This window comes from Aeromonas sp. TECH754 (assembly GCF_056279295.1).
In genome coordinates this window covers 4,130,529-4,154,034 of record NZ_JBWBRA010000001.1, presented here as the reverse complement: position 1 = coordinate 4,154,034, position 23,506 = coordinate 4,130,529, and the positions used below count along the sequence as shown (strand labels likewise).

At 63.9% G+C, this 23,506-nt stretch carries 20 protein-coding genes; 15 read left to right on the top strand and 5 right to left on the bottom strand.

The window, feature by feature from the left end; genetic code table 11:
• The first annotated feature begins 153 nt into the window (after positions 1-153).
• The 6 genes from galE to bacA all read left to right on the top strand — a co-directional run bounded on the left by galE (position 154) and on the right by bacA (position 6,813).
• Positions 154-1,167 carry a UDP-glucose 4-epimerase GalE gene (galE, locus tag ACZ9IL_RS19020; RefSeq protein ID WP_476004865.1) on the top strand — a complete coding sequence of 338 codons (1,014 nt, stop codon included), beginning with the start codon at positions 154-156 and terminating at the stop codon, positions 1,165-1,167.
• A gap of 225 nt (positions 1,168-1,392) precedes the next feature.
• Complete coding sequence (locus ACZ9IL_RS19015; protein WP_476004864.1) at positions 1,393-2,451, top strand: UDP-glucose--hexose-1-phosphate uridylyltransferase; 1,059 nt, start codon at positions 1,393-1,395, stop codon at positions 2,449-2,451.
• Positions 2,448-3,596: a galactokinase gene (gene galK / locus ACZ9IL_RS19010; protein WP_476004863.1), complete on the top strand. Its 1,149-nt coding sequence runs from the start codon at positions 2,448-2,450 to the stop codon at positions 3,594-3,596. The genes ACZ9IL_RS19015 and galK overlap by 4 nt, the downstream gene beginning before the upstream one ends.
• An 11-nt stretch (positions 3,597-3,607) precedes the next feature.
• On the top strand, positions 3,608-4,588 hold the full coding sequence (gene galM, locus ACZ9IL_RS19005) for a galactose-1-epimerase (protein WP_476005382.1): 981 nt from the start codon (positions 3,608-3,610) through the stop codon (positions 4,586-4,588).
• Between the two features lie 121 nt (positions 4,589-4,709).
• Positions 4,710-5,705, top strand: a complete 996-nt coding sequence (locus ACZ9IL_RS19000) for an aldo/keto reductase (protein ID WP_476005381.1) — start codon at positions 4,710-4,712, stop codon at positions 5,703-5,705.
• 292 nt (positions 5,706-5,997) lie between these two features.
• On the top strand, positions 5,998-6,813 hold the full coding sequence (gene bacA / locus ACZ9IL_RS18995) for an undecaprenyl-diphosphate phosphatase (protein ID WP_476004862.1): 816 nt from the start codon (positions 5,998-6,000) through the stop codon (positions 6,811-6,813).
• 65 nt (positions 6,814-6,878) lie between these two features.
• Here the strand turns inward: bacA and ACZ9IL_RS18990 are convergent, their stop codons facing one another.
• The 3 genes from ACZ9IL_RS18990 to ACZ9IL_RS18980 form a co-directional block, all read right to left on the bottom strand.
• Positions 6,879-7,535 carry a ChrR family anti-sigma-E factor gene (locus ACZ9IL_RS18990; protein ID WP_476004861.1) on the bottom strand — a complete coding sequence of 219 codons (657 nt, stop codon included), beginning with the start codon at positions 7,533-7,535 and terminating at the stop codon, positions 6,879-6,881.
• Positions 7,528-8,097: a sigma-70 family RNA polymerase sigma factor gene (locus ACZ9IL_RS18985; RefSeq protein ID WP_476004860.1), complete on the bottom strand. Its 570-nt coding sequence runs from the start codon at positions 8,095-8,097 to the stop codon at positions 7,528-7,530. The genes ACZ9IL_RS18990 and ACZ9IL_RS18985 overlap by 8 nt, the downstream gene beginning before the upstream one ends.
• Positions 8,098-8,220: 123 nt before the next feature.
• A complete protein-coding gene (locus ACZ9IL_RS18980; protein ID WP_033128983.1) occupies positions 8,221-8,787 on the bottom strand; it encodes an LON peptidase substrate-binding domain-containing protein in 567 nt (188 codons plus the stop codon).
• Between the two features lie 314 nt (positions 8,788-9,101).
• Between ACZ9IL_RS18980 and argS the strand changes: the two genes are divergently transcribed.
• Both argS and ACZ9IL_RS18970 read left to right on the top strand, forming a co-directional pair.
• Positions 9,102-10,847 (top strand): arginine--tRNA ligase, encoded by a 1,746-nt coding sequence (gene argS, locus ACZ9IL_RS18975; RefSeq protein ID WP_476004859.1) that lies wholly within the window; start codon positions 9,102-9,104, stop codon positions 10,845-10,847.
• Positions 10,848-10,850: 3 nt separating this feature from the next.
• Complete coding sequence (locus tag ACZ9IL_RS18970; protein WP_476004858.1) at positions 10,851-11,684, top strand: SPOR domain-containing protein; 834 nt, start codon at positions 10,851-10,853, stop codon at positions 11,682-11,684.
• Positions 11,685-11,803: 119 nt separating this feature from the next.
• Here the strand turns inward: ACZ9IL_RS18970 and bglB are convergent, their stop codons facing one another.
• On the bottom strand, positions 11,804-12,946 hold the full coding sequence (gene bglB, locus ACZ9IL_RS18965; RefSeq protein WP_476004857.1) for a beta-galactosidase BglB: 1,143 nt from the start codon (positions 12,944-12,946) through the stop codon (positions 11,804-11,806).
• Between the two features lie 464 nt (positions 12,947-13,410).
• On the opposite strand from bglB, the gene hslV reads away from it, so the two are divergent.
• A complete protein-coding gene (hslV, locus tag ACZ9IL_RS18960; protein WP_332502947.1) occupies positions 13,411-13,959 on the top strand; it encodes an ATP-dependent protease subunit HslV in 549 nt (182 codons plus the stop codon).
• Positions 13,960-14,013: 54 nt separating this feature from the next.
• Entirely contained in the window at positions 14,014-15,342 is a 1,329-nt protein-coding gene (gene hslU, locus ACZ9IL_RS18955; RefSeq protein WP_476004856.1) for an HslU--HslV peptidase ATPase subunit, read from the top strand.
• 44 nt (positions 15,343-15,386) lie between these two features.
• Here the strand turns inward: hslU and ACZ9IL_RS18950 are convergent, their stop codons facing one another.
• On the bottom strand, positions 15,387-16,778 hold the full coding sequence (locus ACZ9IL_RS18950) for an MFS transporter (RefSeq protein WP_476004855.1): 1,392 nt from the start codon (positions 16,776-16,778) through the stop codon (positions 15,387-15,389).
• Positions 16,779-16,989: 211 nt separating this feature from the next.
• Between ACZ9IL_RS18950 and ACZ9IL_RS18945 the strand changes: the two genes are divergently transcribed.
• The 5 genes from ACZ9IL_RS18945 to cysG all read left to right on the top strand — a co-directional run bounded on the left by ACZ9IL_RS18945 (position 16,990) and on the right by cysG (position 23,359).
• Positions 16,990-17,925, top strand: a complete 936-nt coding sequence (locus tag ACZ9IL_RS18945; RefSeq protein WP_476004854.1) for a LysR family transcriptional regulator — start codon at positions 16,990-16,992, stop codon at positions 17,923-17,925.
• Positions 17,926-18,218: 293 nt separating this feature from the next.
• A complete protein-coding gene (gene nirB, locus ACZ9IL_RS18940) occupies positions 18,219-20,765 on the top strand; it encodes a nitrite reductase large subunit NirB (RefSeq protein WP_476004853.1) in 2,547 nt (848 codons plus the stop codon).
• Positions 20,765-21,082, top strand: coding sequence for a nitrite reductase small subunit NirD (gene nirD / locus ACZ9IL_RS18935; RefSeq protein ID WP_476004852.1), 318 nt, complete (start codon positions 20,765-20,767; stop codon positions 21,080-21,082). The genes nirB and nirD overlap by 1 nt, the downstream gene beginning before the upstream one ends.
• A gap of 51 nt (positions 21,083-21,133) precedes the next feature.
• The gene (gene nirC / locus ACZ9IL_RS18930) at positions 21,134-21,940 is read left to right on the top strand and encodes a nitrite transporter NirC (protein ID WP_476004851.1); all 807 of its coding nucleotides are present in this window, start codon (positions 21,134-21,136) and stop codon (positions 21,938-21,940) included.
• A gap of 12 nt (positions 21,941-21,952) precedes the next feature.
• Entirely contained in the window at positions 21,953-23,359 is a 1,407-nt protein-coding gene (gene cysG / locus ACZ9IL_RS18925) for a siroheme synthase CysG (protein ID WP_476004850.1), read from the top strand.
• The last annotated feature ends 147 nt before the right edge of the window (positions 23,360-23,506 follow it).

Below are 23,506 nucleotides of genomic sequence, written 5' to 3'. Positions count from 1 at the left end.
GGGGAAATGCCGCTACTGTCTAATCTTCATCCAGCCAAGAACAGTGTAATCGTTTACACGAATATGTTACGCTGCTCACAGTTTAAGGTGGAACGCCTCGGCTAGACTCCTGTTCAGGCTTTCCTTGTGTGGGGAACGAGTGTGGAGAAGAGGATGAAAGTACTGGTCACCGGCGGTTGCGGCTACATCGGCAGCCATACCTGCCTTGCCCTGCAGGCTGCAGGCATGGAACCCGTGGTAGTGGACAATCTGTGCAACAGCAAGCGCGGCGTGCTGGCCAGAATCGCGGCCATTAGCGGACAAGAACCCTTTTTCTATCAAGGGGATATTCGTGACGAAGTCCTGCTGGATCGCATCTTCACCGAGCAGGAGATCACTGCGGTGATCCACTTCGCCGCCCTCAAGGCGGTCGGTGAATCGACCCGCATCCCGCTCGACTACTACCAGAACAACCTCGGCGGTAGCCTCACTCTGTTGCAGGCAATGAAACGCGCCGGGGTCCACAACCTGGTGTTCAGCTCGTCGGCCACCGTCTACGGGGATCCGGCCAGCGTCCCCATCCGCGAAGATTTCCCCCGCAGCGCCACCAACCCTTACGGCCAGTCCAAGCTGATCATCGAGCAGATCCTCGAGGATCTGCAGGCCGCCGAGCCCCACTGGAGCATGACGCTGCTGCGCTACTTCAACCCGGTCGGCGCCCATGAATCCGGCACCCTGGGGGAGGATCCCCAAGGCATTCCGAACAATCTCATGCCATTTTTGACCCAGGTTGCCATCGGTCGCCGTGACTGCCTCTCCGTCTTTGGAAACGATTACAACACCCCGGATGGCACCGGCGTGCGCGACTACATCCATGTGATGGATCTCGCCGAGGGCCACGTCAAGGCGCTGCAACATTGCACCCACAAGGGCGGCGTGCATGCCTACAATCTGGGCACCGGCCAGGGCCAGAGCGTGCTGCAGATGGTGGCGGCATTCGAGGCGGCCAGCGGTCGTCCCCTGCCCTACCGCATCGAGCCCCGGCGCCCCGGCGACATCGCCGAATGCTGGGCCGATCCGGCCAAGGCGGAGCGCGAACTGGGCTGGCATGCCAGCCGGGATCTCGCCGCCATGTGCGCCGACAGCTGGCGCTGGCAGTCCACCAACCCCCAGGGGTACGAGGCCTGATGTGCCTTGGCCTGCTGGCACTGGCAGTCAGGATTCAATCCGCAGGGACCGAGGCCTGATGTGCCTCTGCCTGCTGGCGCTGGCAGCCAGGATTCAATACCGCAGAGACCGGGGCGCGATGCCCGCTTTGCTCCCTTCTCCCCTCGCGGAAGAAGGGCTGGGGATGAGGGACATAGCTCCCCGCATCCTGCCCGCAACCCATTTCATTCAGTTTGAGGAGTGACGATGTTCAACCCGGTTGATCACCCCCACCGCCGTTTCAATCCGCTGACCGGCCAATATGTGCTGGTCTCCCCCCACAGGGCCAAGCGCCCCTGGCAGGGGCAGGTCGAGAAGGTCAGTCAGGCGCCGAGCCAGTCCCATGATCCAGACTGCTTCCTCTGCGCGGGCAATCACCGGGTCACCGGTGATCAGAACCCCGACTATCAGCACACCTTCGTGTTCACCAACGACTTCGCCGCCCTGATGCAGGACACCCCGGCCGCCGGTGACGAGCAGGATCCCCTGCTCAAACTGGAAGCCGCCCGTGGCACCAGTCGGGTCATCTGCTTCTCGCCGGATCACGGCAAGACACTCCCTGAACTGGAACTGCCCGCCATCGAGGCGGTGATCACCACCTGGATGAGCCAGGTGGCCGAACTGTCCCAGCAGTGGGAATGGGTGCAAGTCTTTGAAAACAAGGGCGCCGTCATGGGTTGCTCCAACCCGCACCCCCACGGCCAGCTGTGGGGCAGCGACTTCCTGCCCAACGAGATCGCCCGTGAAGAGGAGCACCAGCGCAGTTGGCTGGCCGAACAGGGTCGCCCGCTGCTGCTCGACTACGTGGAGCGGGAGCTGAAGGACAGATCCCGCATCGTGGTGGAGACCGAGCACTGGCTGGCGGTGGTACCGTTCTGGGCCGCCTGGCCGTTCGAGACCCTGCTGCTGCCCAAGCGCCATGTGCCCTCCCTGCTTGGCCTCACCCCCGAGCTGCAACAGGATCTGGCGCGGGCGCTCAAGGAGCTCACCAGCCGCTACGACAACCTGTTTGAATGCAGCTTCCCCTACTCCATGGGCTGGCACTTCGCGCCGCCGAACTCCGATTGCCCCGAGGCCTGGCAGTTGCACGCCCACTTCTATCCGCCGCTGCTGCGCTCCGCCACCGTGCGCAAGTTCATGGTGGGCTTCGAGATGCTGGCCGAGACCCAGCGCGATCTGACGCCGGAGCAAGCCGCCGAACGGCTGCGTGTCCTCTCCCCCATTCACTACAACCAGGCAAACCAAGCCAATGAGGTAACCCCATGACCCCCAGCCAACGCGTCAGCGCCGTTTTTGCCGAGCAGTTTGAGCAGCAACCCGACCTGCTGGTGCGCGCCCCCGGCCGCGTCAACCTCATCGGCGAACACACCGACTACAACGACGGCTTCGTGCTGCCCTGCGCCATCGACTACGAGACCTGCGTCGCCATCGGCCTGCGCGGCGACAATCTGGTGCGCGTGGTGGCCGCCGACTACGACAACCAGCAGGATCAGTTCGACCTCGATCAGCCCATCACCCATCACCCGGACCAGCGCTGGAGCGACTACATCCGCGGCGTGGTGAAGCACCTGCAGGCGCGCGGCTATGCGCTGCGCGGCCTCAATCTGGTGGTCTCAGGCAACGTGCCCCAGGGCACCGGACTCTCCTCCTCCGCCTCCCTCGAGGTGGCCATCGGCCAGGCCTTCAAGGAGGCGCAGGGGCTCGACATCAGTCAATCCGAGATCGCCCTCAACGGTCAGCAGGCGGAAAACCAGTTCGTCGGCTGCAACTGCGGCATCATGGATCAGATGATCTCCGCCAGCGGCGAGCGCGATCACGCGTTGCTGCTGGACTGCCGCTCCCTGGAGACTCGCCTCATTCCCATGCCGAGCGATCTGGCGGTGCTGATCATCAACTCCAACGTGCGCCGTGGTCTGGTGGACAGCGAATACAACACCCGTCGCCAGCAGTGCGAGCACGCCGCCCGTCATTACGGGGTCAAGGCGCTGCGCGATCTGGATCTGGCCGCGCTGGAAGCGGGCAAAGCCGGTCTGGACGAGGTGAGCTATCGCCGCGCCCGCCACGTGGTCGGCGAGAATGCCCGCACCCTGGCCGCCGCCGATGCCCTGGCCAGCGGCGATCTGGTACGCCTCGGCGAGCTGATGGGTCAATCCCACGCCGCCATGCGCGATGACTTCGAGATCACCGTGCCCGCCATCGACGGCCTGGTGGAGATCATCAAGGCCAGGATCGGCACCGAGGGTGGCGTGCGGATGACCGGTGGCGGCTTCGGCGGCTGCGTGGTCGCCCTGCTGCGCCCGGAACAGGTGGACGAGGTGATCGCCCTGGTCGAGGCCGAATACCCGGCTCGCTTCGGCCTCAACGCCGACTGCTATGTCTGCCGCGCCAGCGCAGGAGCAGGCAGGCTATGAGCAACCAAGCCATGAAGTCGTTCGAGCTGGAAAACGAGGAGGGGCTGCGCCTGCGCGGCCTCGATTTCGGCGCCACCCTCACCTCCCTCAGCCTGTCGGTGGCGGGAGAGCGGCGAGAGGTGCTGCTCGGCTGCGCCGATGACGCCTACCCAACCCAGCAGGTGTGGCTTGGAGCCATCGCCGGGCGTTTCGCGAACCGGATCGGCGGTGCAATGCTTCGGCGGGACGGGCAATGCTGGCCGCTGGATGCCAACCAGGCTCCCCACTGTCTGCACGGCGGGCAAGATGGCTTCCATCGTCGCCAGTGGCAGATAAAGGAGCTGGAGTCGGATCGGGTCAGGTTGACCCTGCTGTCAGCGGCGGGGGATCAGGGCTTTCCCGGCAACCTGAGGGTAACGCTGGAGTATCGACTGGAACAGTACGATCTGGTGGTGGAATTCAAGGCCACCACGGATGCGCCGACGCCGGTCAGCCTCACCAGTCATGCCTACTTCAATCTGGATGCCAGCCATCTGGATGGTGACGTACGCAGCCACCGCATCCGGCTCAACGCCGATCGCTTCCTGACCACCGATGAGCGTGGCCTGCCGCTCGCCGTCGAGCCGGTGGCCGGCCCCTTCGATCTGCGTGCTGCGCGCCTCATCGGTCAGGAGTGGCTTAGCCACCCCCAGCAGCAACAGGTCAAGGGTTACGATCACGCCTTTTTGCTCAACGGCCCCGCACAGGAGTGCGCGGCACTGGTGGTCTCCGCCGACCAGCAGCTGGCGATGGAGGTCTATACCAACCAGCCCTCGCTGCAGTTCTACACCGGCAACTGGCTGGCCAATACGCCGGATCGGGCGGGTGGTCATCATCAGGACTATGCCGGCTTCTGTCTGGAGGCGCAGCAGCTGCCGGACAGCCCTAACCGCCCCGAGCTGGGAGATCCCTGGCTGCTGCCGGGCCAGCTGTATCACCACCAGACCCGTTATCGTCTTATCCCCGCAGGCTAAGGGCTGTTGCTCGCACCCTCACCCCGACTTCCCCCCACCCATGGGAGAAGGTCGGGGATGAGCGGAGACCTGACCCACACCAGACAAACCGCTTTCGAGCCGACCAGGAGTCTTGATGAACATGGACGATCACTATCTCGCCGCGACCGACCGTTACCAGCGCCAGCCTTATCGTCAGGCCGGCCGCCACGGCCTGCGCCTGCCCAGCATAGGACTGGGACTCTGGCACAACTTCGGTGAAGGCAGCGACCCCGCCAGGGTAAAGGCCATGGTGCACCAGGCGTTCGATCTGGGTATCACCCACTTCGATCTCGCCAATAACTACGGACCGCCTCCCGGCTCCGCCGAGAGCACCTTCGGTCGCGTGCTCAAGGGCAGCCTGGCGCCCTATAGAGACGAGCTGATCATCGCCAGCAAGGCGGGCTACGTGATGTGGGACGGTCCCTACGGCGACGGCGGCAGCGCCAAGTACCTGTTCGCCAGCCTGCACCAGAGCCTGCGCCGACTCGGCCTCGACTACGTGGACATCTTCTATCACCACAGGCCGGACGCCCGCACCCCGCTGGAGGAGACCTGCCAGGCGCTGGCGCTGATGGTGCGTCAGGGCAAGGCGCTCTATATCGGCCTCTCCAACTACCCGGCCCCGCTGGCCGCCCAGGCGGCGGCCCGGCTGGCCGAGCTCGGCACCCCCTGCCTGGTCAATCAGCTCAAGTATTCCCTGTTCCAACGGGAGATCGAAGCCGAAACCCTGCCGGTCTGCCGCGAGCAGGGGGTGGGCGTGGTCGCCTTCTCACCGCTGGCGGGGGGCTTGCTGAGCGATCGCTATCTAGCCGGGATCCCCGCCGACTCCCGCGCCGCCAGCAATAGCCCCTTCCTCCAGCCCGATCAGCTCACGCCGCAGAAGCTGGCCACCATCCGGGCGCTGCACGGCCTGGCCCAGGAGCGTGGACAGGCGCTGTCCCAGCTCGCGCTGCAATGGGTGCTGCGTGACCCCGTAGTGAGCTGCGCCCTGATCGGCGCCAGCAGCCCGCAACAGATAGTGAGTGCGGTCGAGGCGTTGAGCCTGCCGCCGCTGGACGAGGCGATGCAGCAACGTATCGAGGCGGCGCTGGCCTGACGAAGCCGGCCGCCCGGCACGGTCGCGATGCCGGTCCGATCGCCAGGGAACATGGGCAGCAGTAAGAAATGCTGCCTGCATCGAATCACGCAGGCGGCATTGTTTGCACTGACAGCATAAGCGATGAGTACATCTAAAAAATGAGTAAGAAAACGCCATAAATCCTGCCGTCACCCACCCCAAGGCGCCGCAATATTCTCTGGTTGCCCGCCCTCTTTTCCTCCATCATTGGCTACCCCGACTCCGCTCGGGGCTGCTTTTATCCGGACCCATCAACCAAGAGATCTGAATCATGACAGAGTCCTACGCCCTCTTTGTCGCCTTCGTGCTGGGCATAGTGGAAGGCCTGACCGAGTTTCTGCCCGTTTCCTCCACCGGCCACATGATCATCGTCGGCCATCTGCTCGGTTTCGAAGGCCCCAAGGCCGCCACCTTCGAGGTGGTCATTCAGATGGGTTCCATCCTGGCGGTGGTGGCCGTGTTCTGGCGCCGGCTGTTCGGCCTGATCGGCATCCATTTCGGCCAGAAACCGGCCCCCGGCCACGCCACCCTGTCGCTGGTGCACATCATCCTCGGCATGCTGCCCGCCGTGGTGATTGGCCTCGCCATCCACAGCTGGATCAAGGCCAACCTGTTTGGCCCCCAGACCGTGATGTATGCCCTGGTGGCCGGCGGCATCCTGCTGATCATCGCCGAGAAATTCCGCCCCGCCGTGCGCTCCGAAACCCTGGATGACATCAGCTACAAGCAGGCATTCGGCATAGGCCTGTTCCAGTGTCTCGCGCTCTGGCCCGGCTTCTCCCGCTCCGGTGCCACCATCAGCGGCGGCATGCTGATGGGGATCAGCCGTCAGGCGGCGGCCGAGTTCTCCTTCATCCTGGCGGTGCCCATGATGGTGGCGGCCAGCGGACTGGATCTCTACAAGAGCCGCGACTTCCTCTCCATGGCCGACTTCCCGATGTTCGCGGTGGGCTTCGTCACCGCCTTCGCGGTGGCCATGATCGCCATCAAGACCTTCCTGGCGCTGATCCGTCGTCTCGACTTCATCCCGTTCGCCATCTACCGCTTCGCGGTGGCCTTCGCCGTCTATCTGGTGTTTGTGGCCTGATCCAGGGCACAGGAATGAATGAAAAAAGGGACCGACAAGGTCCCTTTTTTATTGCGTCAGCGTCCTCAATAGAGGCGATGACTGATGCCATTGAGCAGCCGCGACAGCCCCCTGGTGAACTGCACAGGCGCATCCTGCACCGTATAGCAGAGACAGCCGTCCGGGGTGTGCGGGCTGTGGGCGTGGTTGGCATCACACCAGATGAAATCACCGGCCTGATAGCGGGTCTCGCCATCCTGAATGCTGCCCGCCAGCAACAGGGTCAGCTCATAACCGTGATGAGTGTGCTCCGGGATGCGGCCACCGGCCTCAATGTGCAGCAGGCTGGCGCGGGCCCCGAGATCGGTCAGCGGCAGACTATGGAGGCGAATGGCGCCAAGGCGACGCCAGTTGACCCTGTGGTAGCGAGCCAGTGCCCTCGGCAGCCGATAGCCGCGCTCGCCCACCTGCAACTCGGGAACGGGGTCGGCGGGGGCCGCCTGATGGAGGACGGGTTGCTGCAAGATGCCCGCCAGCAGCGCATCGAGCGCAGCCAGCCCGGCCTCTGCAGCCATGGGCTCGGGAAGATGATGGGCCGCCAGCTCCGCCTCGCAGTGGCGCAGCCTGGCGCCGCAATCGGCACAGAATTCACAGTGGGCGGAGACGCCGACCGTCAGCGGCAGTGGCAGTTCACCAGCGGCAAAGGCGTGCAACATGGCGGGGGTGGGGTGGGCTTTAATCATGTTCTTGCTCCACTTGTTCTTTGAGCTTCTGTAAGGCGAGGCGCAGGCGGGACTTGATGGTGCCGAGCGGTACACCGAGCCGCGTGGCCAGCTCCTGCTGGGAGAACTCCTGCAGATAGATGCCGCGCACCACCTGTTGCTGGGATTCCGGCAAGATGGCGAGGTAATGCGCCATCTGGCTCGTCAGCACGGCGCCTTCCCCCTCGCTCAGGTGATCTTCCTGAGCCCTGAACTCCAGCACCGGCCACAGCTCCTCGGCGCAGAGATCCTCCTTGCTGGCCCGGCGGCGGCGCAGCATGTCGAAGCACTGGTTTCGCATCACCGTGTAGATCCAGGTGGTCGGCGCCCCCTTCTCGGGGTGATAGAGCCGCGCCTTCTGCCACACCAGCAGCATGGTCTCCTGCACCAGCTCCAGGGCGTTGGCCTCGTTGCCGAGATGGCGCAGGCCATAGCCGCGGATGCGGGGTGCGAAGTGGTGAAACAGGGCGCAGAAGGCCGCCCTGTCGGCCTGTTCGGCCACCCGCAGCAGTTGCGACTTCAGATCCCCATCGGGACTGTCCATGGGCGGTGAGATCCTGTGCCGGATAGATGGTTGGCTAGTATACGTCATCGCACCCTACCTTGATGGGGACAGTCCCCTTCAGTACGCCAGCCCGCCGAAAAGGATCTGCGGTGGCACGCAAATTCAGTGGCTCGCCACCAGCAGGCCACTCAGCAGGGAGAGCGCGGGCTGATTGTCCCTTGCCGCCAGCAACCACTGCTTCTGCTCCACCGGAATGGGCAGTACCTCCAGCCAGCGCTGCGCCACCCAGCTGGCGTCATCCCAGTCCGGTTGGGCGTAGAGGGCCGCGTATTCCGGGTAATCGTTGAACACGTCCTGCAACGCCTTGGCGAGCGCATGCTGATCGGCCCTGAGCCGACCGGTTTGCCAGGGTGGCAGCAGCTCGACCTCCCCCACCCGCAAGCCGTCGGGCTCCTGCCACAAATCGCAGATCCTGACCCTGTCCAGCCCCAGCACTGTGATGCCGAGCAGGCCGTCGGGCAGCAGATCAAAGTCGATGATCCGACCCCGGGTGGCGATGGGGTACATGTTGCGCATCGCCTCCGGCTGGCGGGGATCCAGCATGCAGAGCGCAAATGCCCTCTCCTGCGCCTCGGCGACCATGCGCTGATAGCGAGGCTCGAAGATGCGCAGCGGCATGATGCCGCCGGGCAGCAGATGAGCGGAGAGTGGAAATAACGCCAGTTTCATCGAAAGAGTCCTCTGCCAATTGCTCCTGATGATACGACCGCCCCGAGGGGCGAGATCATTCAGATCGGGCGGGAATAAATAACCCCTTAACAATCAGGGGAAAATAGCCTGGACAAGCCGCTTCGATATGCAGTAGAAATGGATAACCACCACTTATCCGGCTCATTATTCTGGAATGTGGTGTGAAACGCAGTGAAATATCCGCCACACCAATACGGTCGGGCCATTCCTGTAGTTTTCTCGGCCCGATGCGGGTAAAATTCACGCCCTTATCTAGTCAGTCATTTTTCGACGCGCAACCTCGGTGGTCAGTTATGAAAGAGCATATTCATCATCTACTTGAACAAACGGTAGCCAATCTCAAGTCCGCCGGTATCCTGCCTGCCGACCTGGAAGCCCGGGTGCAAGTAGACCGATGCAAGGAGAAGGCTCACGGTGACCTGGCCACCAACCTGGCCATGCTGCTGGCCAAACCGGCCCGCAAGAACCCCCGCGAGCTGGCCACTGCCATCATCGAGCACTTGCCCGCCTCGGATCTCATCGCCAAAGTCGAGATCGCCGGGCCTGGCTTCATCAACTTCTTCTTCGACCAGCGCTGGCTGGCCGGTCAGGTCGAGGCCATGGTGCACAGCGCCAACGCCAACGTGAAGCTGCCGACGCCGCAGACCGTGGTGGTGGATTACTCCGCCCCCAACGTGGCCAAGGAGATGGCGGTACACCACATCCGCTCCACCGTGATCGGTGACGTGGCGGCCCGTGCCCTGGAATTCCTCGGCCATAACGTCGTGCGCGCCAACCACATCGGCGACTGGGGTACCCAGTTCGGCATGCTGATCGCCTATCTGGAGAAGATGGCCAACGAGCACGCCAGCGACATGGCGCTCAAGGATCTCGAAGCCTTCTACACCCAGGCCAAGCGCTACTACGACGAAGACGAAGCCTTCGCCGAGCGTGCCCGCAACTACGTGGTCAAGCTGCAGGGTGGCGATGAGTACTGCCGCACCATGTGGAAGAAGCTGGTCGACATGACCATGGAGCAGAACCAGATCAACTATGACCGCCTGAATGTCTCCCTGACCAACAAGGACATCATGGGCGAGTCCATGTACAACGACATGCTGCCGGAGATCGTGGCCGATCTGAAAGCCCGCGGCCTGGCGGTCGAGAGCGAAGGCGCCACCGTGGTGTTCCTCGACGAATTCAAGAACAAGGATGGCGAGCCCATGGGCGTCATCATCCAGAAGAGCGATGGCGGCTTCCTCTACACCACCACCGACATCGCCTGTGCCAAGTACCGTTACGAGACCCTCAAGGCAGACCGAGTGATGTACTTCATCGACTCCCGTCAGCACCAGCACCTGATGCAGGCCTGGACCATCACTCGCAAGGCGGGTTATGTGCCGGAATCCGTCCCCCTCGAGCACCACGCCTTCGGCATGATGCTGGGCAAGGATGGCCGTCCCTACAAGACCCGCTCCGGCGGTACCGTCAAGCTGGTCGACCTGCTGAACGAAGCCGAGGAGCGCGCCGCCGCCCTGCTGGAGAACCGCAACAGCGATCTGTCCGCCGAAGAGAAAGCCAAGGTGGTGCACGCCATCGCCATGGGCGCGGTCAAGTATGCGGACCTGTCCAAGAACCGCACCACCGACTACATCTTCGACTGGGATCTGATGCTGTCGTTTGAAGGCAACACCGCTCCTTACCTGCAGTACGCCTACACCCGTATCCAGTCCATCTTCCGCAAGGCCGGCGTCGATGCCGACACCCTCGGCGGTAATCTGGTGTTGAACGAGGAAGCAGAGGAAGTGCTGGCCCAGAAGCTGATCCAGTTCTCCGATGCCATCAACAGCGTCGCCGACAAGGGCATGCCGCACCTGCTCTGTACCTATCTGTACGAGCTGTCCGGCAACTTCATGACCTTCTACGAGGCCTGCCCGATCAACAAGGATGGGGTCGACGAGACCAGCCGCCAGAGCCGTCTGCTGCTGTGTGCCGCCACCGCCAAGGTGCTGAAACTCGGCCTGGGCGTGCTGGGCATCCACACCCTGGAGCGCATGTAATAGATGGCAACCCGGGATTACGTCGGCAACAGCCCGAGACGACGGGCCGGTGGTCGTAACACCAAGAAAGCGGCACCTCGCCGCTTTCCTGTTATCCCGGCACTGCTGGCCGGGGCCCTGGTCGTCGGCTTTGGCTCCTTCCTCTATCTGATCAACGGCAAGGGGGCGGATGCCCCCACCATCGAAGAACAGGTCAAGGCCAACAAGCCGAAAACCCAGAGCGATGGCCTGCCGCAGGAGAAGTGGAGCTACATCGAACGGCTGGAGAACAAGCAGGTGGACATCATAGAGCCACCGCCCCAACCGGGCGTGTTGCCACCGCCACCGGCCGACACCCTGACGCTGCTGCCGGAGAAACTGCCGCAGCCGATCCCGACCGATATCCCCCAGCCGGGCACCCCCATCGGCCAGATAAAACCCTTCCAGCCGCAACCGGTGCAACCGGCCAAGCCCGCCACCGGCGCCCCCGTGGCCAGCGCCCAGGAGCAGGTGATCGACCGCAAGGCCGAGCGTGAGCGAATAGAGCGCGAGATGCGGGCCGAGCTGGAGCGGGAGCAGGCTGCCAAGGCCAAGGCTGCAACCCAGACCGCGGCGGCAGACGGCGGCCGCTACATGATGCAGTGCGCGGCCCTGCGCTCGCAGGATTCCGCCGAGTCGCTCAAAGCCCGCATCGCCTTCACCGCCGGCCTCTCCTCCAGTCTGCAGGTAGTCAATGGCGCCAACGGTGCCGTCTACAAGGTGATGGTGGGCCCCTTCAGCGGCAAGGCCGCCGCCGATGGCGCCAACCGCAAGCTGCAAGGCGCCGGCATCAGCGGCTGCATCCCCAAGAAGGGCTGAGCCCCTTCACCGAAAACAAGAAGGCAGGGCCAGCGCCCTGCCTTCTTTTTATCCGGGATTTATCTGCTCACCCTGCCGGCAGTACAGCACAGCAGTGCCGCTCATCCCTCGGCACCTGGTTACAAGTAGGTGTGCAGATACTCGGACAGACAGAGGATCCCCATCGCCTGCCCGAAAGGCATGGAGGTGAGCGGGATCTGGCGGTAGTAATCGAGTTCCGATCCCATCGCCGTGCCGAAGGAGACGGAGGTCAGTTCCCCCTGCTCGTTGATGTAGTCGCGGATCAGGGTATCCACCGCCTTGGTCGCCAACGGCAGATAGCGGCGATCCAGATAGCGCTTGCGCACCCCCTTGAGAATGCCGTAGGCAAAGCCAGCGGTGGCTGACGCCTCCACATAGGAGGCTGGATCATCGAGCAGGGTATGCCAGAGGCCATTCTCATTCTGGTAATGGGCCAGCGCCTCCACCTGACGCTCGAACACATGCAGCAGATGGCGGCGATAGGCGTCGTGCGCCGGCAGATCCAGCAGTTCCAGGAATTCGGGGATGACAATGGTGATCCAGCTGTTGCCACGGGCCCAGCGGGCCTGGGCAAAGTTGTGGTGACCATCGAAGGTCCAGCCGTGGAACCAGACGCCGCTCTGGTTATCCATCAGGTACTGGATGTGCAACAGGAACTGGTACTTGGCTTCCTCCACATAGTCATCACGTCCCAGCAACTGGCCGATCTTGACCAGCGGCATCACGCTCATCATCAGGGTGTCATCCCACATCTGCTGATGATTCTCGCTGTTGTAGACGATGTGCTGGATACCGCCGTGGCGCGTGCGGGGCATCTCGTGCATCACATAGTCGGCCCAGCTCTCCAGATAGGGAAGCAGCGCCGGATCACCGCTCTCCTCATAGCGATAGGCCAGAGTCAGGAAGGGGCAGACGGTATTCACGTTGCGCGTCGCCTGCTCCTCACCGGCTCTGTCGGCAAACCACTGATCGATAATGGCCAGCACCTCCTGATTGCCGCTCTGCTGGTAGTAGCGATACATGCCGTAGAGACCGATGCCATGAGTCCACTCCCAGCCCTTCCAGCCCTTGGTATCTATGGTGCGGCCATCATCCAGATGCAGCAGGAACTCGCCCGTCTCATCCTTGATGTTGATCAGGTTGTCGATCAGCGCATGGATCTTGGTCACCACCACAGAGCGGGGGTGAGCCCGCTCTGATCGACACAACAACTCGCTATGCTTGACGGGAAAAACGGTCATTCACTCTCTCCAAATCACATGAGACCAGGGGGTCCTGGCAGGAACCTTATCAGGCAGGTTAGATAGATCGGCGGCAGCCAGCGTCTGGCTGGCACGCGGTACTGACGAGTCTGACCCGTGGCATCGCGAGCCGTCGCGTACACAAGCCCCAGAGAGAGAATGCAGAATGGTGAACAGGCCCTGCTCTCTCCCGGATCCGCTGCAGACACACCGTCTGAATATCGGCAACCTTAAGGCCATATCGCGGAGAGTACCTTTATCCCTCAGCCATCCACCCCTGAGAAATGGCAGAAATGAGGCCCCGCACCTGACTTGTTTTTCGTTTTATGATTTTAATCACAAAAATATCAAACCGCGATTTCATTTATATGAGGGATTGAAATTGTTCGGTGCCATCCCCATTTCTCTTTTCATACGAGAATTGGTCCCGCATGCGGGGTTATTGCCCAAGTGAGGTAAGTAAAGTGACTACCATAGTTTCTGTCCGCCGCAACGGCCAAGTCGTGATCGGTGGTGATGGCCAGGTATCCCTCGGCAACACCGTCATGAAGGGCAACGCCCGCAAGGTTCATCGTCTCTATAACGGCAAGGTGCTGGCGGGCTTCGCCGGCGGTACCGCCGATGCCTTCACCCTGCTCGAGCGCTTCGAAGCCAAGTTGCAGGCCCACCAGGGCAATCTGGAGCGTGCCGCCGTGGCGCTGGCCAAAGACTGGCGCACCGATCGCGCCCTGCGGCGCCTCGAGGCCCTGCTGGCGGTCGCCGACGAGCACAAGTCCTTCATCATCACCGGCAACGGTGACGTGGTGCAGCCGGAGCACGACCTCATCGCCATCGGCTCGGGCGGCAACTTCGCCCAGTCCGCGGCCACCGCCCTGCTGGAGAACACCGATCTCGACGCCAAGAGCATCGTCGAGAAGGCCCTCAAGATCGCCGGCGACATCTGCGTCTTCACCAACCAGCATCACACGGTCGAAGTGCTGAATTACGATCCGAAAGAAGCCGAGCCGAAATAAGGCCCCCATTTGCAAGGGGTGGGCCCTGCCCGCCCCGGATACAGGAACGCCATCATGTCCGAGATGACCCCGAGAGAAATCGTCCACGAGCTGGACCGCCACATCATCGGTCAGGCCGACGCCAAGCGCGCCGTGGCCGTGGCCCTGCGCAACCGCTGGCGCCGCATGCAGCTCAGCGAAGAGATGCGCCACGAGGTGACCCCGAAGAACATCCTGATGATAGGCCCGACCGGTGTCGGCAAGACCGAGATCGCCCGTCGTCTCGCCAAGCTCGCCAACGCCCCCTTCATCAAGGTGGAAGCGACCAAGTTCACCGAAGTCGGCTATGTCGGCAAGGAAGTGGACAGCATCATCCGTGACCTGACCGATGTCGCCATCAAGCTGGTGCGCGAGACCGAGATGGAAAAGATGAAGTATCGCGCCGAAGAGGCCGCCGAGGAGCGCATCCTCGACGCTCTGTTGCCCAATCCGCGCAACAGCTGGGGCGAGGAGGAGAAGGCCGACAACTCCAACACCCGCCAGATCTTCCGCAAGAAGTTGCGCGAAGGTCAGCTGGATGACAAGGAGATCGAGCTGGAGCTTTCCGCCAGCCCCATGGGCGTCGACATCATGACCCCACCGGGCATGGAAGAGATGGCGAACCAGCTGCAGGGCCTGTTCCAGAACCTGGGCCAGCAGCAGAAGAAGAAGCGCAAGGTCAAGGTCAAGGAGGCCATGAAGGCGCTGATCGAGGAGGAAGCCGCCCGTCTGCTCAACCCGGAAGAGCTGAAGCAGAAGGCCATCCACGCGGTGGAGAACAACGGCATCGTCTTCCTCGACGAGATCGACAAGATCTGCAAGCGCGGCGAGTCCTCGGGCCCCGACGTCTCCCGCGAAGGGGTACAGCGCGATCTGCTGCCGCTGGTGGAAGGCTGCACCGTCACCACCAAGCACGGCATGGTGAAGACGGATCATATCCTGTTCGTCGCCTCCGGCGCCTTCCAGGTAGCGCGTCCGTCCGATCTCATCCCCGAGCTGCAGGGTCGCCTGCCGATCCGGGTCGAGCTGACCGCCCTCACCACCGAAGACTTCGAGCGCATCCTGACCGAGCCTAACGCCTCCCTGACCGATCAGTATCAGGCGCTGATGGCCACCGAAGGGGTCACCATCGAGTTCACCAAGGACGGTATTCGCCGTCTGGCCGAGGCCGCCTGGCAAGTCAACGAGCGCACCGAGAATATCGGTGCCCGCCGCCTGCACACCGTGATGGAGCGACTGATGGAAGATATCTCCTACGATGCCTCCGAGCAGTCCGGCGCGACCTTCACCATCGATGCCGACTACGTCAACGCCCACCTCGGCAAGCTGATCGAGGACGAAGATCTGAGCCGCTTTATCCTGTAAGCCGACCAGATGCAAAAACGCCTCCCTTGTGGAGGCGTTTGCTTTTAGGGCTTACCGGCCGCAGTCAGCCCCTGTGTGTACCAACCCCCGGCCAGCCAGAGCGCCAACCCGATCGGCAATGTCGCCAAGGCGAAAGTCCCCTCCATGGCCCGGGTCAAAACAGCTCCATCGCCACCACCCGCCAGCCAGGCGAACAGACCACCGAGCCCGGCCACCCCGGTCAGCTGCCCAAGGTTGCGCGACAGGGTCAGCAAACCTGCTATGGCGCCACGGCTCTGTTCGCTCGATGCCCCGATCACGGCACTGTTGTTGGCGGTCTGGAACAGGGCGTAACCGGCCGTCATCAGCAGGATGGGCAGCAGATAACCAAGCGGCCCCATCCCCGCAGCCAGAGTCGCGAGCGTGAAGGCGGCGATCGCCATGGCCCCCAAGCCGAGCCGGACCACAGGCTCGGCTCCCAGCCTGTCCACCAGCCAGCCGGCGGGCATTCCGGCCAGCGCCGCCAGCAGCGGCCCACCCGAGATCCAGAGCCCGACCGTCACCGTATCGAACCCGAATACCCCCTGCAGATAGAAGGGGCCGACCAGCAGGGTCACCACCATCACGCTAGCCACCAGGCCGCTGCCGAGCAGCCCCCCCCGCAGCACAGGTGCACGCAACAGCGCCAGTGGCAGCAGCGGGGTACGGGCGCGGAGCTCGCTGCGCACGAAGAACACGGCGGCGAGCACGCCAACCGGGAGCAACCACAGTAGGCGCCCGCCTCCCGCACTCAGCAGTAGGCCGTAGCAGAGCAGCGTGATCGTCAGCGCCAGCAGGCCGCCAGGGTTGATGCCTTCTCCCCTGGTGCAAGGCTCATCTGCCGGCAAGCCGACAACACCGCAGCCCAACGCCAACAAGCTGAGCGGCACCAGCAGCAGAAAGGGTGCCTGCCAGCCCAGAGGCGCGATCAGCAGGCCACCGAGCGCGGGGCCAAGCGCGGTGCCGCAGGCCGACAGGGTGCCGAGCAGCCCCATGCCCCAACCGCACCGCGCCGAGGGTAACTGCCGCCCCACCATGGCCAGCGCCAGGGAGAGCATGCAGGCCGCACCGATCCCCTGCAGCACCCGTGCGCCAATCAGCCAGCCAATACCGGGCACCAGGGCGCACAGCAGGGAAGCCAGCGCGAACAGGGCCAGCCCCAGCAGCAACAGGCGGCGGCGACCAAAGCGATCGCCGAGCCGCCCGCTCACCACCGTCAGGCAGCTGAGTCCCAGCAAATAGGCCACCAGCACCCATTGCAGGCTGGAGAGGGGGACGACGAACGCCAGCCCCAGCGCCGGCAGCGCCAGGTTGGTCATGCTCGCCGCCAGCATGGGCAGCAGGGTGGATAGCCCCAGCGCCAGCAGGCCGGCGCGGCGAACGGCGGCAGATGAGAGAGGGGTGGCAGTGTGGGACATGGCAAGGATCTCGGCAGAGGAGGATGCCGACAAGGCTAGCCAGGGCGCTGGCTGGGCGGAAGACGCACGGCTTGCAGCTTATAACTGCATGGCACGCCATATGACGATGAACGTTCTCGGGTATGATGAATCTATGAGCCTCCCCGAACTCAAGCTGTTGCACAGGCCGGATAGCCGGCGCGGGATGGGAGCCAGGACCCAAGGCATGACCATGAACACACCCGATCTCAATTTGCTGTTTACCCTCGATGCCCTGCTCGATGAGGGCAGCGTGGCCGGCGCCGCCAGGCGGCTTGGCTTGAGCCCCTCCGCCATGAGCCGGGCGCTGGCCCGGCTGCGCACGACGACCGGTGATCCCCTGCTGGTGCGGGCAGGCCGGGGGCTGGTGCCCACCCCGCGTGCACTGGCGCTGCGCGAGCACGTCAGTCAGCTGGTGCAAGCGGCCGAGGCCGTGCTGCGCCCCGAGCGGGAGATAGATCCGGCCCACCTGGTGCGCACCTTTCGCCTGCGCGCCAGCGATGGCTTCGTGGAGGGGGTCGGCGCGGCCCTGCTGGCCCGACTCGCCGCCGAGGCCCCCGGGGTGCGGCTGCACTTCGTGGCCAAGCCAGACAAGGAGAGCGGCCCCTTGCGCGGCGGCGAGCTGGATTTCGAGACCGGAGTCATAGGGGTCAATATGGCGCCCGAGCTCCATACCCAGGCTTTGTTTCACGACCATTTTGTTGCCGTGGTACGGCCGGGTCACCCGTTGTGCGAGAAGCCCCTGACCGCCGCCCGCTACGCCGCCGCCCGCCACGTGCTGGTGTCGCGGCGCGGCCAGGAGCACGGCCCCGTCGACCAGGCGCTCGCCGCCCTGAAGCTGGAGCGCACCGTCACCACCCTGGTGCCCGGCTTTGCCACGGCGCTGGCGCTGGTGCGCGGCAGCGATCTGGTGGCGACCGTGCCCGAGCTGCACTGCGCCAGCCTGCACGACACCCTGGTCAGGCTGCCCCTGCCCTTCCCCCTGCCCGGCATCACCCTTGCCCTGCTCTGGCACCCGCGGCTGGATGCCGATCCGGCCCATCGCTGGCTGCGCCACCTGATCCGCGACACCTGCGCCAGACCTCCCTATGCCGTGGAGCTGTCTGGTGACAAGAGTGGTGAAAGTTAACAACTCAACGCTCCTCTCCCGGGTCACCCCCAGATAGCCGGATCCCCGCACGGTGTTGGCGGGCACAACGGCGGCCGGGCTCCCCCACGATTGGCCCCGATTATTCCTCTCCCCCCCACAGAAGTGGCCAATTTGGCTACTGGTATACCTATTTATAAATAGCTTTTAATTTCACCAAACCACCCCTTTAGGGATATATAAATAGACACTTGATTTGCATCAATTGCCCGCCCCCTCCAACTGGGTAGCCTAACCCCAGAATGACGTTTTATTACTCCAATCCAGAGGCAATCATGAGCAAAGTCAGACTGGCCGTCATAGGTAACGGCATGGTGGGGCACCGCTTCATCGAAGAGTTGATCGAACGGTCCGATCCCGGCCAGTTCGAGATCACCGTCTTCGGTGCAGAACCCCGCCCCGCCTACGATCGTGTCCATCTCTCCTCCTATTTTTCCCACCACACCAGCGAAGATCTCTCCCTCGTCAAACCCGGTTTTTACGAGAAGCACGGCATCCGCCTACTGCTCGGCGAGGCGGTCAAGCTGATCGATCGCGCCAAGCGCGAGGTGCACTCCAACAAGGGCACTGTGGTCGGTTATGACAAGCTGGTGCTGGCCACCGGTTCCTACCCCTGGGTGCCGCCCATCCAGGGCAGCCAGCACCACGAGTGCTTCGTCTACCGCACCATCGAGGATCTGAAAGCCATCCGCAGCGCCGCCAAAACGGGCAAGAACGGGGTGGTGATCGGGGGCGGTCTGCTCGGTCTGGAGGCCGCAGGGGCCCTCAAGGCGCTCGGCCTGGAGACCCATGTGGTGGAATTTGCTCCCGTCTTGATGGCGGAGCAGCTCGACGGTCAGGGTGGCCAGCTGCTGCGCCGCAAGATCGAATCCATGGGCGTGCAGGTGCACACCAGCAAGAGCACCAGCGAGATCCTGATGCACGGCGGCAAGGAGGCCAAACACCGCCTCGCCTTCGCCGACGGCAGCCAGCTTGACGTGGACGTGGTGGTCTTCTCCACCGGCATCCGCCCGCAGGACACCCTCGGCCGTTATTGTGAGCTGGCCATCGCCGACCGTGGCGGTGTGCTGATCGACGATCACTGCCTCACCTCGGATCCGGACATCTATGCCATCGGCGAGTGCGCCGCCTGGCAGGGCCGCTTCTTCGGCCTGGTGGCGCCGGGCTACAAGATGACCCAGGTCACCGTCGATCACCTGCTCGGCGGCGACAACCGCTTCGAGGGGGCGGACATGAGCGCCAAGCTGAAGCTGCTCGGCGTCTCCGTCGGTTCCATCGGCGATGCCCATGGCCGCACCCCTGGCAGCCACAGCTATGTGTTCCAGGACGACCAGGCCGGCGTCTACAAGAAGATCGTGGTGAGTGAAGACAACAGCCGCCTGCTCGGTGCCGTGCTGGTCGGTGACGTCGACGACTACGGCAACCTGCTGCAGCTGATGCTCAACGCCATGCCGCTGCCGGCCCACCCGGACACCCTGATCCTGCCCGCCTACGCCGGTGCCAAGCCGACCCTGGGGGTGGACGCCCTGCCCGCCAGCGCCCAGATCTGCTCCTGCTTCGACGTCTCCAAGGGCGACATCGCTCAGGCGGTCGCCGAGGGTCACACCACCCTGGCCGCCATCAAGCAGCACACCAAGGCCGGTACCGGTTGCGGCGGCTGCGTGCCCCTCATCAGCCAGGTGCTCAACGCCGAGCTGGTGAAGCAGGGCATCGAGGTCAACAACCACCTCTGCGGCCACTTCTCCTACTCCCGTCAGGAGCTGTTCCACCTGGTCAAGGTGGAAGGGATCAAGAGCTTCGACGAGCTGCTGGCCAAGCACGGTCAGGGCCGTGGCTGCGAGGTGTGCAAACCCACGGTCGGCTCCATCCTCGCCTCCTGCTGGAACGACTATGTGCTGACCCCGCGGAACACCCAGCTGCAGGACACCAACGACATCTTCCTCGGCAACATGCAAAAGGACGGTACCTACTCCGTCATCCCGCGCATGGCCGGTGGTGAGGTGACCCCGGAAGGCCTGCTGGCGGTGGCCGAAGTCGCCCGCGACTACCAGCTCTACACCAAGATCACCGGTGCCCAGCGCATCGGCCTGTTCGGTGCCCAGAAAGACGATCTGCCCGCCATCTGGCGCAAGTTGCTGGCCGCCGGCTTCGAGACCGGTCAGGCCTACGCCAAGGCGCTGCGCATGGCCAAGACCTGCGTCGGCAGCACCTGGTGCCGCTTCGGCGTGCAGGACAGCGTCGGTCTCGGGGTCTTCCTCGAGAATCGCTACAAGGGCATCCGTACCCCGCACAAGATGAAATTCGGTGTCTCCGGCTGTACCCGCGAATGTGCGGAAGCCCAGGGCAAGGACGTCGGCATCATCGCCACCGACGCGGGCTGGAACCTCTATGTGGGCGGCAACGGCGGCATGAAGCCGCGCCACGCCGACCTGCTCGCCTCGGATCTGGACCGTGAGAGCCTGATCCAGCTGATCGACCGCTTCATGATGTTCTACGTCACCAGCGCCGACAAACTGCAGCGCACCTCGGTCTGGCTCGGCAACCTGGAAGGGGGCGTCGATTACCTGCGCGAGGTGATCATCGACGACAAGCTCGGGTTAAACGAGACCCTGGAGCGCGACATCCAGGTGCTGATCGACAGCTACGAGTGCGAATGGTCCCGCACCCTGAATGAAGAGGAACAGCTCAAACGCTTCAGCCACTTCATCAACAGCGGCAAACGCGACCCGGACGTACAGTTCGTCACCGAGCGCGACCAGCACAGGCCCGCCACCCCGGCCGAGCGCATTCCCGTCTACCAGATCGACATGGAGGCAAAGTGATGAAACTCGCCTGCCAACTCAATGACATTTTGCCAGGAACCGGCGTCTGCGCCCTGCTCGAAGGGCGTCAGATCGCCCTCTTCCGCCCGAGCGAAGCGGCCGAGGTGTTCGCCATCGACAACCGGGACCCCTTCTTCGCCGCCAACGTGCTGTCGCGGGGCCTCATCTGCGAGCACGAGGGCGAGCTCTGGGTCGCCAGCCCCCTCAAGAAGCAGCACTTTCGTCTCAAAGATGGCCACTGCATGGAGAATCCGTCTATGTCAGTCCAGGGCTATCCCGTCGAAGTGCGCGACCAGCAGGTCTGGGTCGCCATCTAACACCATGAATGTCAGGGCAGCCCGGGGCTGCCCCTTTTAAAGAGAACCAACATGTATACCGAAACCATTAACAAATGCGCCGCCAACGCGGCCCGCATCAACCGCTTCGAGCGCAGCGACAAGCTCGGCTTCTGGCTCAGCTCCGCCATGGCGGGGGCCTATGTGGGCCTCGGCATCATCCTCATCTTCACCCTGGGCAACCTGGTGGATCCGAGCGTGCGTCCGCTGGTGATGGGCGCCACCTTCGGCATCGCCCTGACCCTGGTGATCATCGCCGGTTCCGAGCTGTTCACCGGCCACACCATGTTCCTCACCTTCGGGGTGAAGACGGGCAAGATCACCATGGGGGATCTGCTGCGCATCCTGCCCCAGACCTGGGCCGGCAACCTGCTCGGCTCCATCGCGGTGGCGCTGATCTATTCCTACGGCGGCAGCCTGCTGCCGGACGCGGGCAGCCTGGCGCACAAGGTGGCACTGGCCAAGACCCAGGCGCCGGCCCTGACCCTGTTCATGAAGGGCGTGCTGTGCAACTGGCTGGTCTGCCTCGCCATCTGGATGGCGCTGCGCACCGAGGGTGCGGCCAAGTTCATCGCCATCTGGTGGTGCCTGCTGGCCTTCATCGCCTCCGGCTACGAGCACTCGATCGCCAACATGACCCTGTTCGCCCTCTCCTGGTTTGGCGCCCATTCCGAGGCCTACACCCTGGGTGGCATCGGCCACAACCTGCTGTGGGTGACGCTGGGCAACACCGTCTCCGGCGCTCTCTTCATGGGTCTGGGCTACTGGTATGCCACCCCCAAGGCGGAGCGCCCGGTTGCCGTGACCGAAGAAACCGTTAGCCAGACCCAAACCGCCTGATCCGGAGGTCCCATGGACTACTTGCCCATCTTCTGTCGACTCGACAACAAACCCGTGCTGCTGGTTGGCGGCGGCGAGGTGGCTCTGCGCAAGGCGCGCCTGCTGCTGGATGCCGGCGCCCGGCTCACTGTCGTCTCTCCCCGACTCGACCCCGAGCTGGCCGAACTGGCCGACAGCGAGACCATCGAGTGGCTGGCCGGTGATTTCGAGCCGGCGCAGTTGACGGGCAAGTGGCTGGTGGTGGCCGCCACCGACAGATGCGAGGTGAACGCCCTGGTCTACCAGAGCGCTAACCAGGCGGGGATCTTTGCCAACGTGGTGGATGACCCCAAGCGATCCAGCTTCATCATGCCGTCGATCATCGACCGCTCCCCCCTGATGGTGGCCATCTCCTCCGGCGGCAAGGCCCCGGTGCTGGCCCGTCTGCTGCGCGAGAAGCTGGAGGCCCTGCTGCCCCAGCATCTGGGCGCTGTGGCGGCCTTCGCCGGCGGCCTGCGGGCGCGGGTCAAGGCCCGCTTCGCCAGCATGGGGGAGCGACGCCAGTTCTGGGAGCGGCTGCTCGGCGCTGACCGGCTCGGTCAGGCACTGGCACGGGGTGACCAGGCTTCGGCCAATCAGCTGGCCGACAACCTGTTCGCCGAAGAGGGAGCCAGCCAGGGTGAGGTGATCCTGGTCGGCGCCGGCCCCGGCGATCCCGGTCTGCTCACCCTGCACGCCCTGCGCCAGATGCAGCAGGCGGACGTGGTGGTCCATGACCGGCTGGTATCGGACGAGGTGATGGCGTTGGTGCGCCGCGATGCGAAACGCATCTTCGTCGGCAAACAAGCGGGCAACCACTGCGTGCCCCAGGAGGGCATCAACCAGTTGCTGCTGGATGAGGCCAGGAAGGGGCTGCGGGTGGTACGGCTGAAGGGGGGCGACCCCTTCATCTTCGGCCGTGGCGGCGAGGAGCTGGAGACGCTGGTCGGCAGCGGCGTGGGCTTCCAGGTGGTACCGGGGATCACGGCGGCGAGCGGCTGCGCCGCCTACGCCGGCATTCCGCTGACCCATCGCGATCATGCCCAGAGCGTGCGCTTCGTCACCGCCCACGGCAAGGGCGGCACCCAGGATCTCGACTGGCCCCTGCTGGCCCGAGACAAGCAGACCCTGGTGTTCTACATGGGGCTCTCATCCTGCGCCACCATCCGCGAGCAGCTGCTGGCCCATGGCAAGGAGGGCGACACACCGGTGGCTCTGGTCGAGCGCGGCACCCAGCCCTGCCAGCGGGTCATTCGCGGCACCCTTGACCAACTGCCCGAGCTCGCCATCGGCGTCGAGAGCCCGGCCCTCATCATGGTGGGCTCAGTGGTCACCCTGGCTGACCAGCTCGCCTGGTTCGGCCAGGCCAATGCTCCGTCGCGGATTGCGGCATCGGCCTGAGACACCCGGCACCGCCGGTTTTGACAACGCCACCCTTGGGTGGCGTTTCTTTTACTGCGCTGACTGTCATAACCTCTTGTTTTGAGTCTGGTATCCTATGGGGACGGCCAACCGGCCCACCGAATTCGATTTCAGGAATACTGCTTC

Excerpts from the sequence above, each read along its gene's own strand:
- galE (WP_476004865.1), top strand. The coding sequence starts at position 154 with ATGAAAGTACTGGTCACCGGCGGTTGCGGCTACATCGGCAGCCATACC.
- ACZ9IL_RS19015 (WP_476004864.1), top strand. The coding sequence starts at position 1,393 with ATGTTCAACCCGGTTGATCACCCCCACCGCCGTTTCAATCCGCTGACC.
- galK (WP_476004863.1), top strand. The coding sequence starts at position 2,448 with ATGACCCCCAGCCAACGCGTCAGCGCCGTTTTTGCCGAGCAGTTTGAG.
- galM (WP_476005382.1), top strand. The coding sequence starts at position 3,608 with ATGAAGTCGTTCGAGCTGGAAAACGAGGAGGGGCTGCGCCTGCGCGGC.
- ACZ9IL_RS19000 (WP_476005381.1), top strand. The coding sequence starts at position 4,710 with ATGGACGATCACTATCTCGCCGCGACCGACCGTTACCAGCGCCAGCCT.
- bacA (WP_476004862.1), top strand. The coding sequence starts at position 5,998 with ATGACAGAGTCCTACGCCCTCTTTGTCGCCTTCGTGCTGGGCATAGTG.
- ACZ9IL_RS18990 (WP_476004861.1), bottom strand. The coding sequence starts at position 7,535 with ATGATTAAAGCCCACCCCACCCCCGCCATGTTGCACGCCTTTGCCGCT.
- ACZ9IL_RS18985 (WP_476004860.1), bottom strand. The coding sequence starts at position 8,097 with ATGGACAGTCCCGATGGGGATCTGAAGTCGCAACTGCTGCGGGTGGCC.
- ACZ9IL_RS18980 (WP_033128983.1), bottom strand. The coding sequence starts at position 8,787 with ATGAAACTGGCGTTATTTCCACTCTCCGCTCATCTGCTGCCCGGCGGC.
- argS (WP_476004859.1), top strand. The coding sequence starts at position 9,102 with ATGAAAGAGCATATTCATCATCTACTTGAACAAACGGTAGCCAATCTC.
- ACZ9IL_RS18970 (WP_476004858.1), top strand. The coding sequence starts at position 10,851 with ATGGCAACCCGGGATTACGTCGGCAACAGCCCGAGACGACGGGCCGGT.
- bglB (WP_476004857.1), bottom strand. The coding sequence starts at position 12,946 with ATGACCGTTTTTCCCGTCAAGCATAGCGAGTTGTTGTGTCGATCAGAG.
- hslU (WP_476004856.1), top strand. The coding sequence starts at position 14,014 with ATGTCCGAGATGACCCCGAGAGAAATCGTCCACGAGCTGGACCGCCAC.
- ACZ9IL_RS18950 (WP_476004855.1), bottom strand. The coding sequence starts at position 16,778 with ATGTCCCACACTGCCACCCCTCTCTCATCTGCCGCCGTTCGCCGCGCC.
- ACZ9IL_RS18945 (WP_476004854.1), top strand. The coding sequence starts at position 16,990 with ATGAACACACCCGATCTCAATTTGCTGTTTACCCTCGATGCCCTGCTC.
- nirB (WP_476004853.1), top strand. The coding sequence starts at position 18,219 with ATGAGCAAAGTCAGACTGGCCGTCATAGGTAACGGCATGGTGGGGCAC.
- nirD (WP_476004852.1), top strand. The coding sequence starts at position 20,765 with ATGAAACTCGCCTGCCAACTCAATGACATTTTGCCAGGAACCGGCGTC.
- nirC (WP_476004851.1), top strand. The coding sequence starts at position 21,134 with ATGTATACCGAAACCATTAACAAATGCGCCGCCAACGCGGCCCGCATC.
- cysG (WP_476004850.1), top strand. The coding sequence starts at position 21,953 with ATGGACTACTTGCCCATCTTCTGTCGACTCGACAACAAACCCGTGCTG.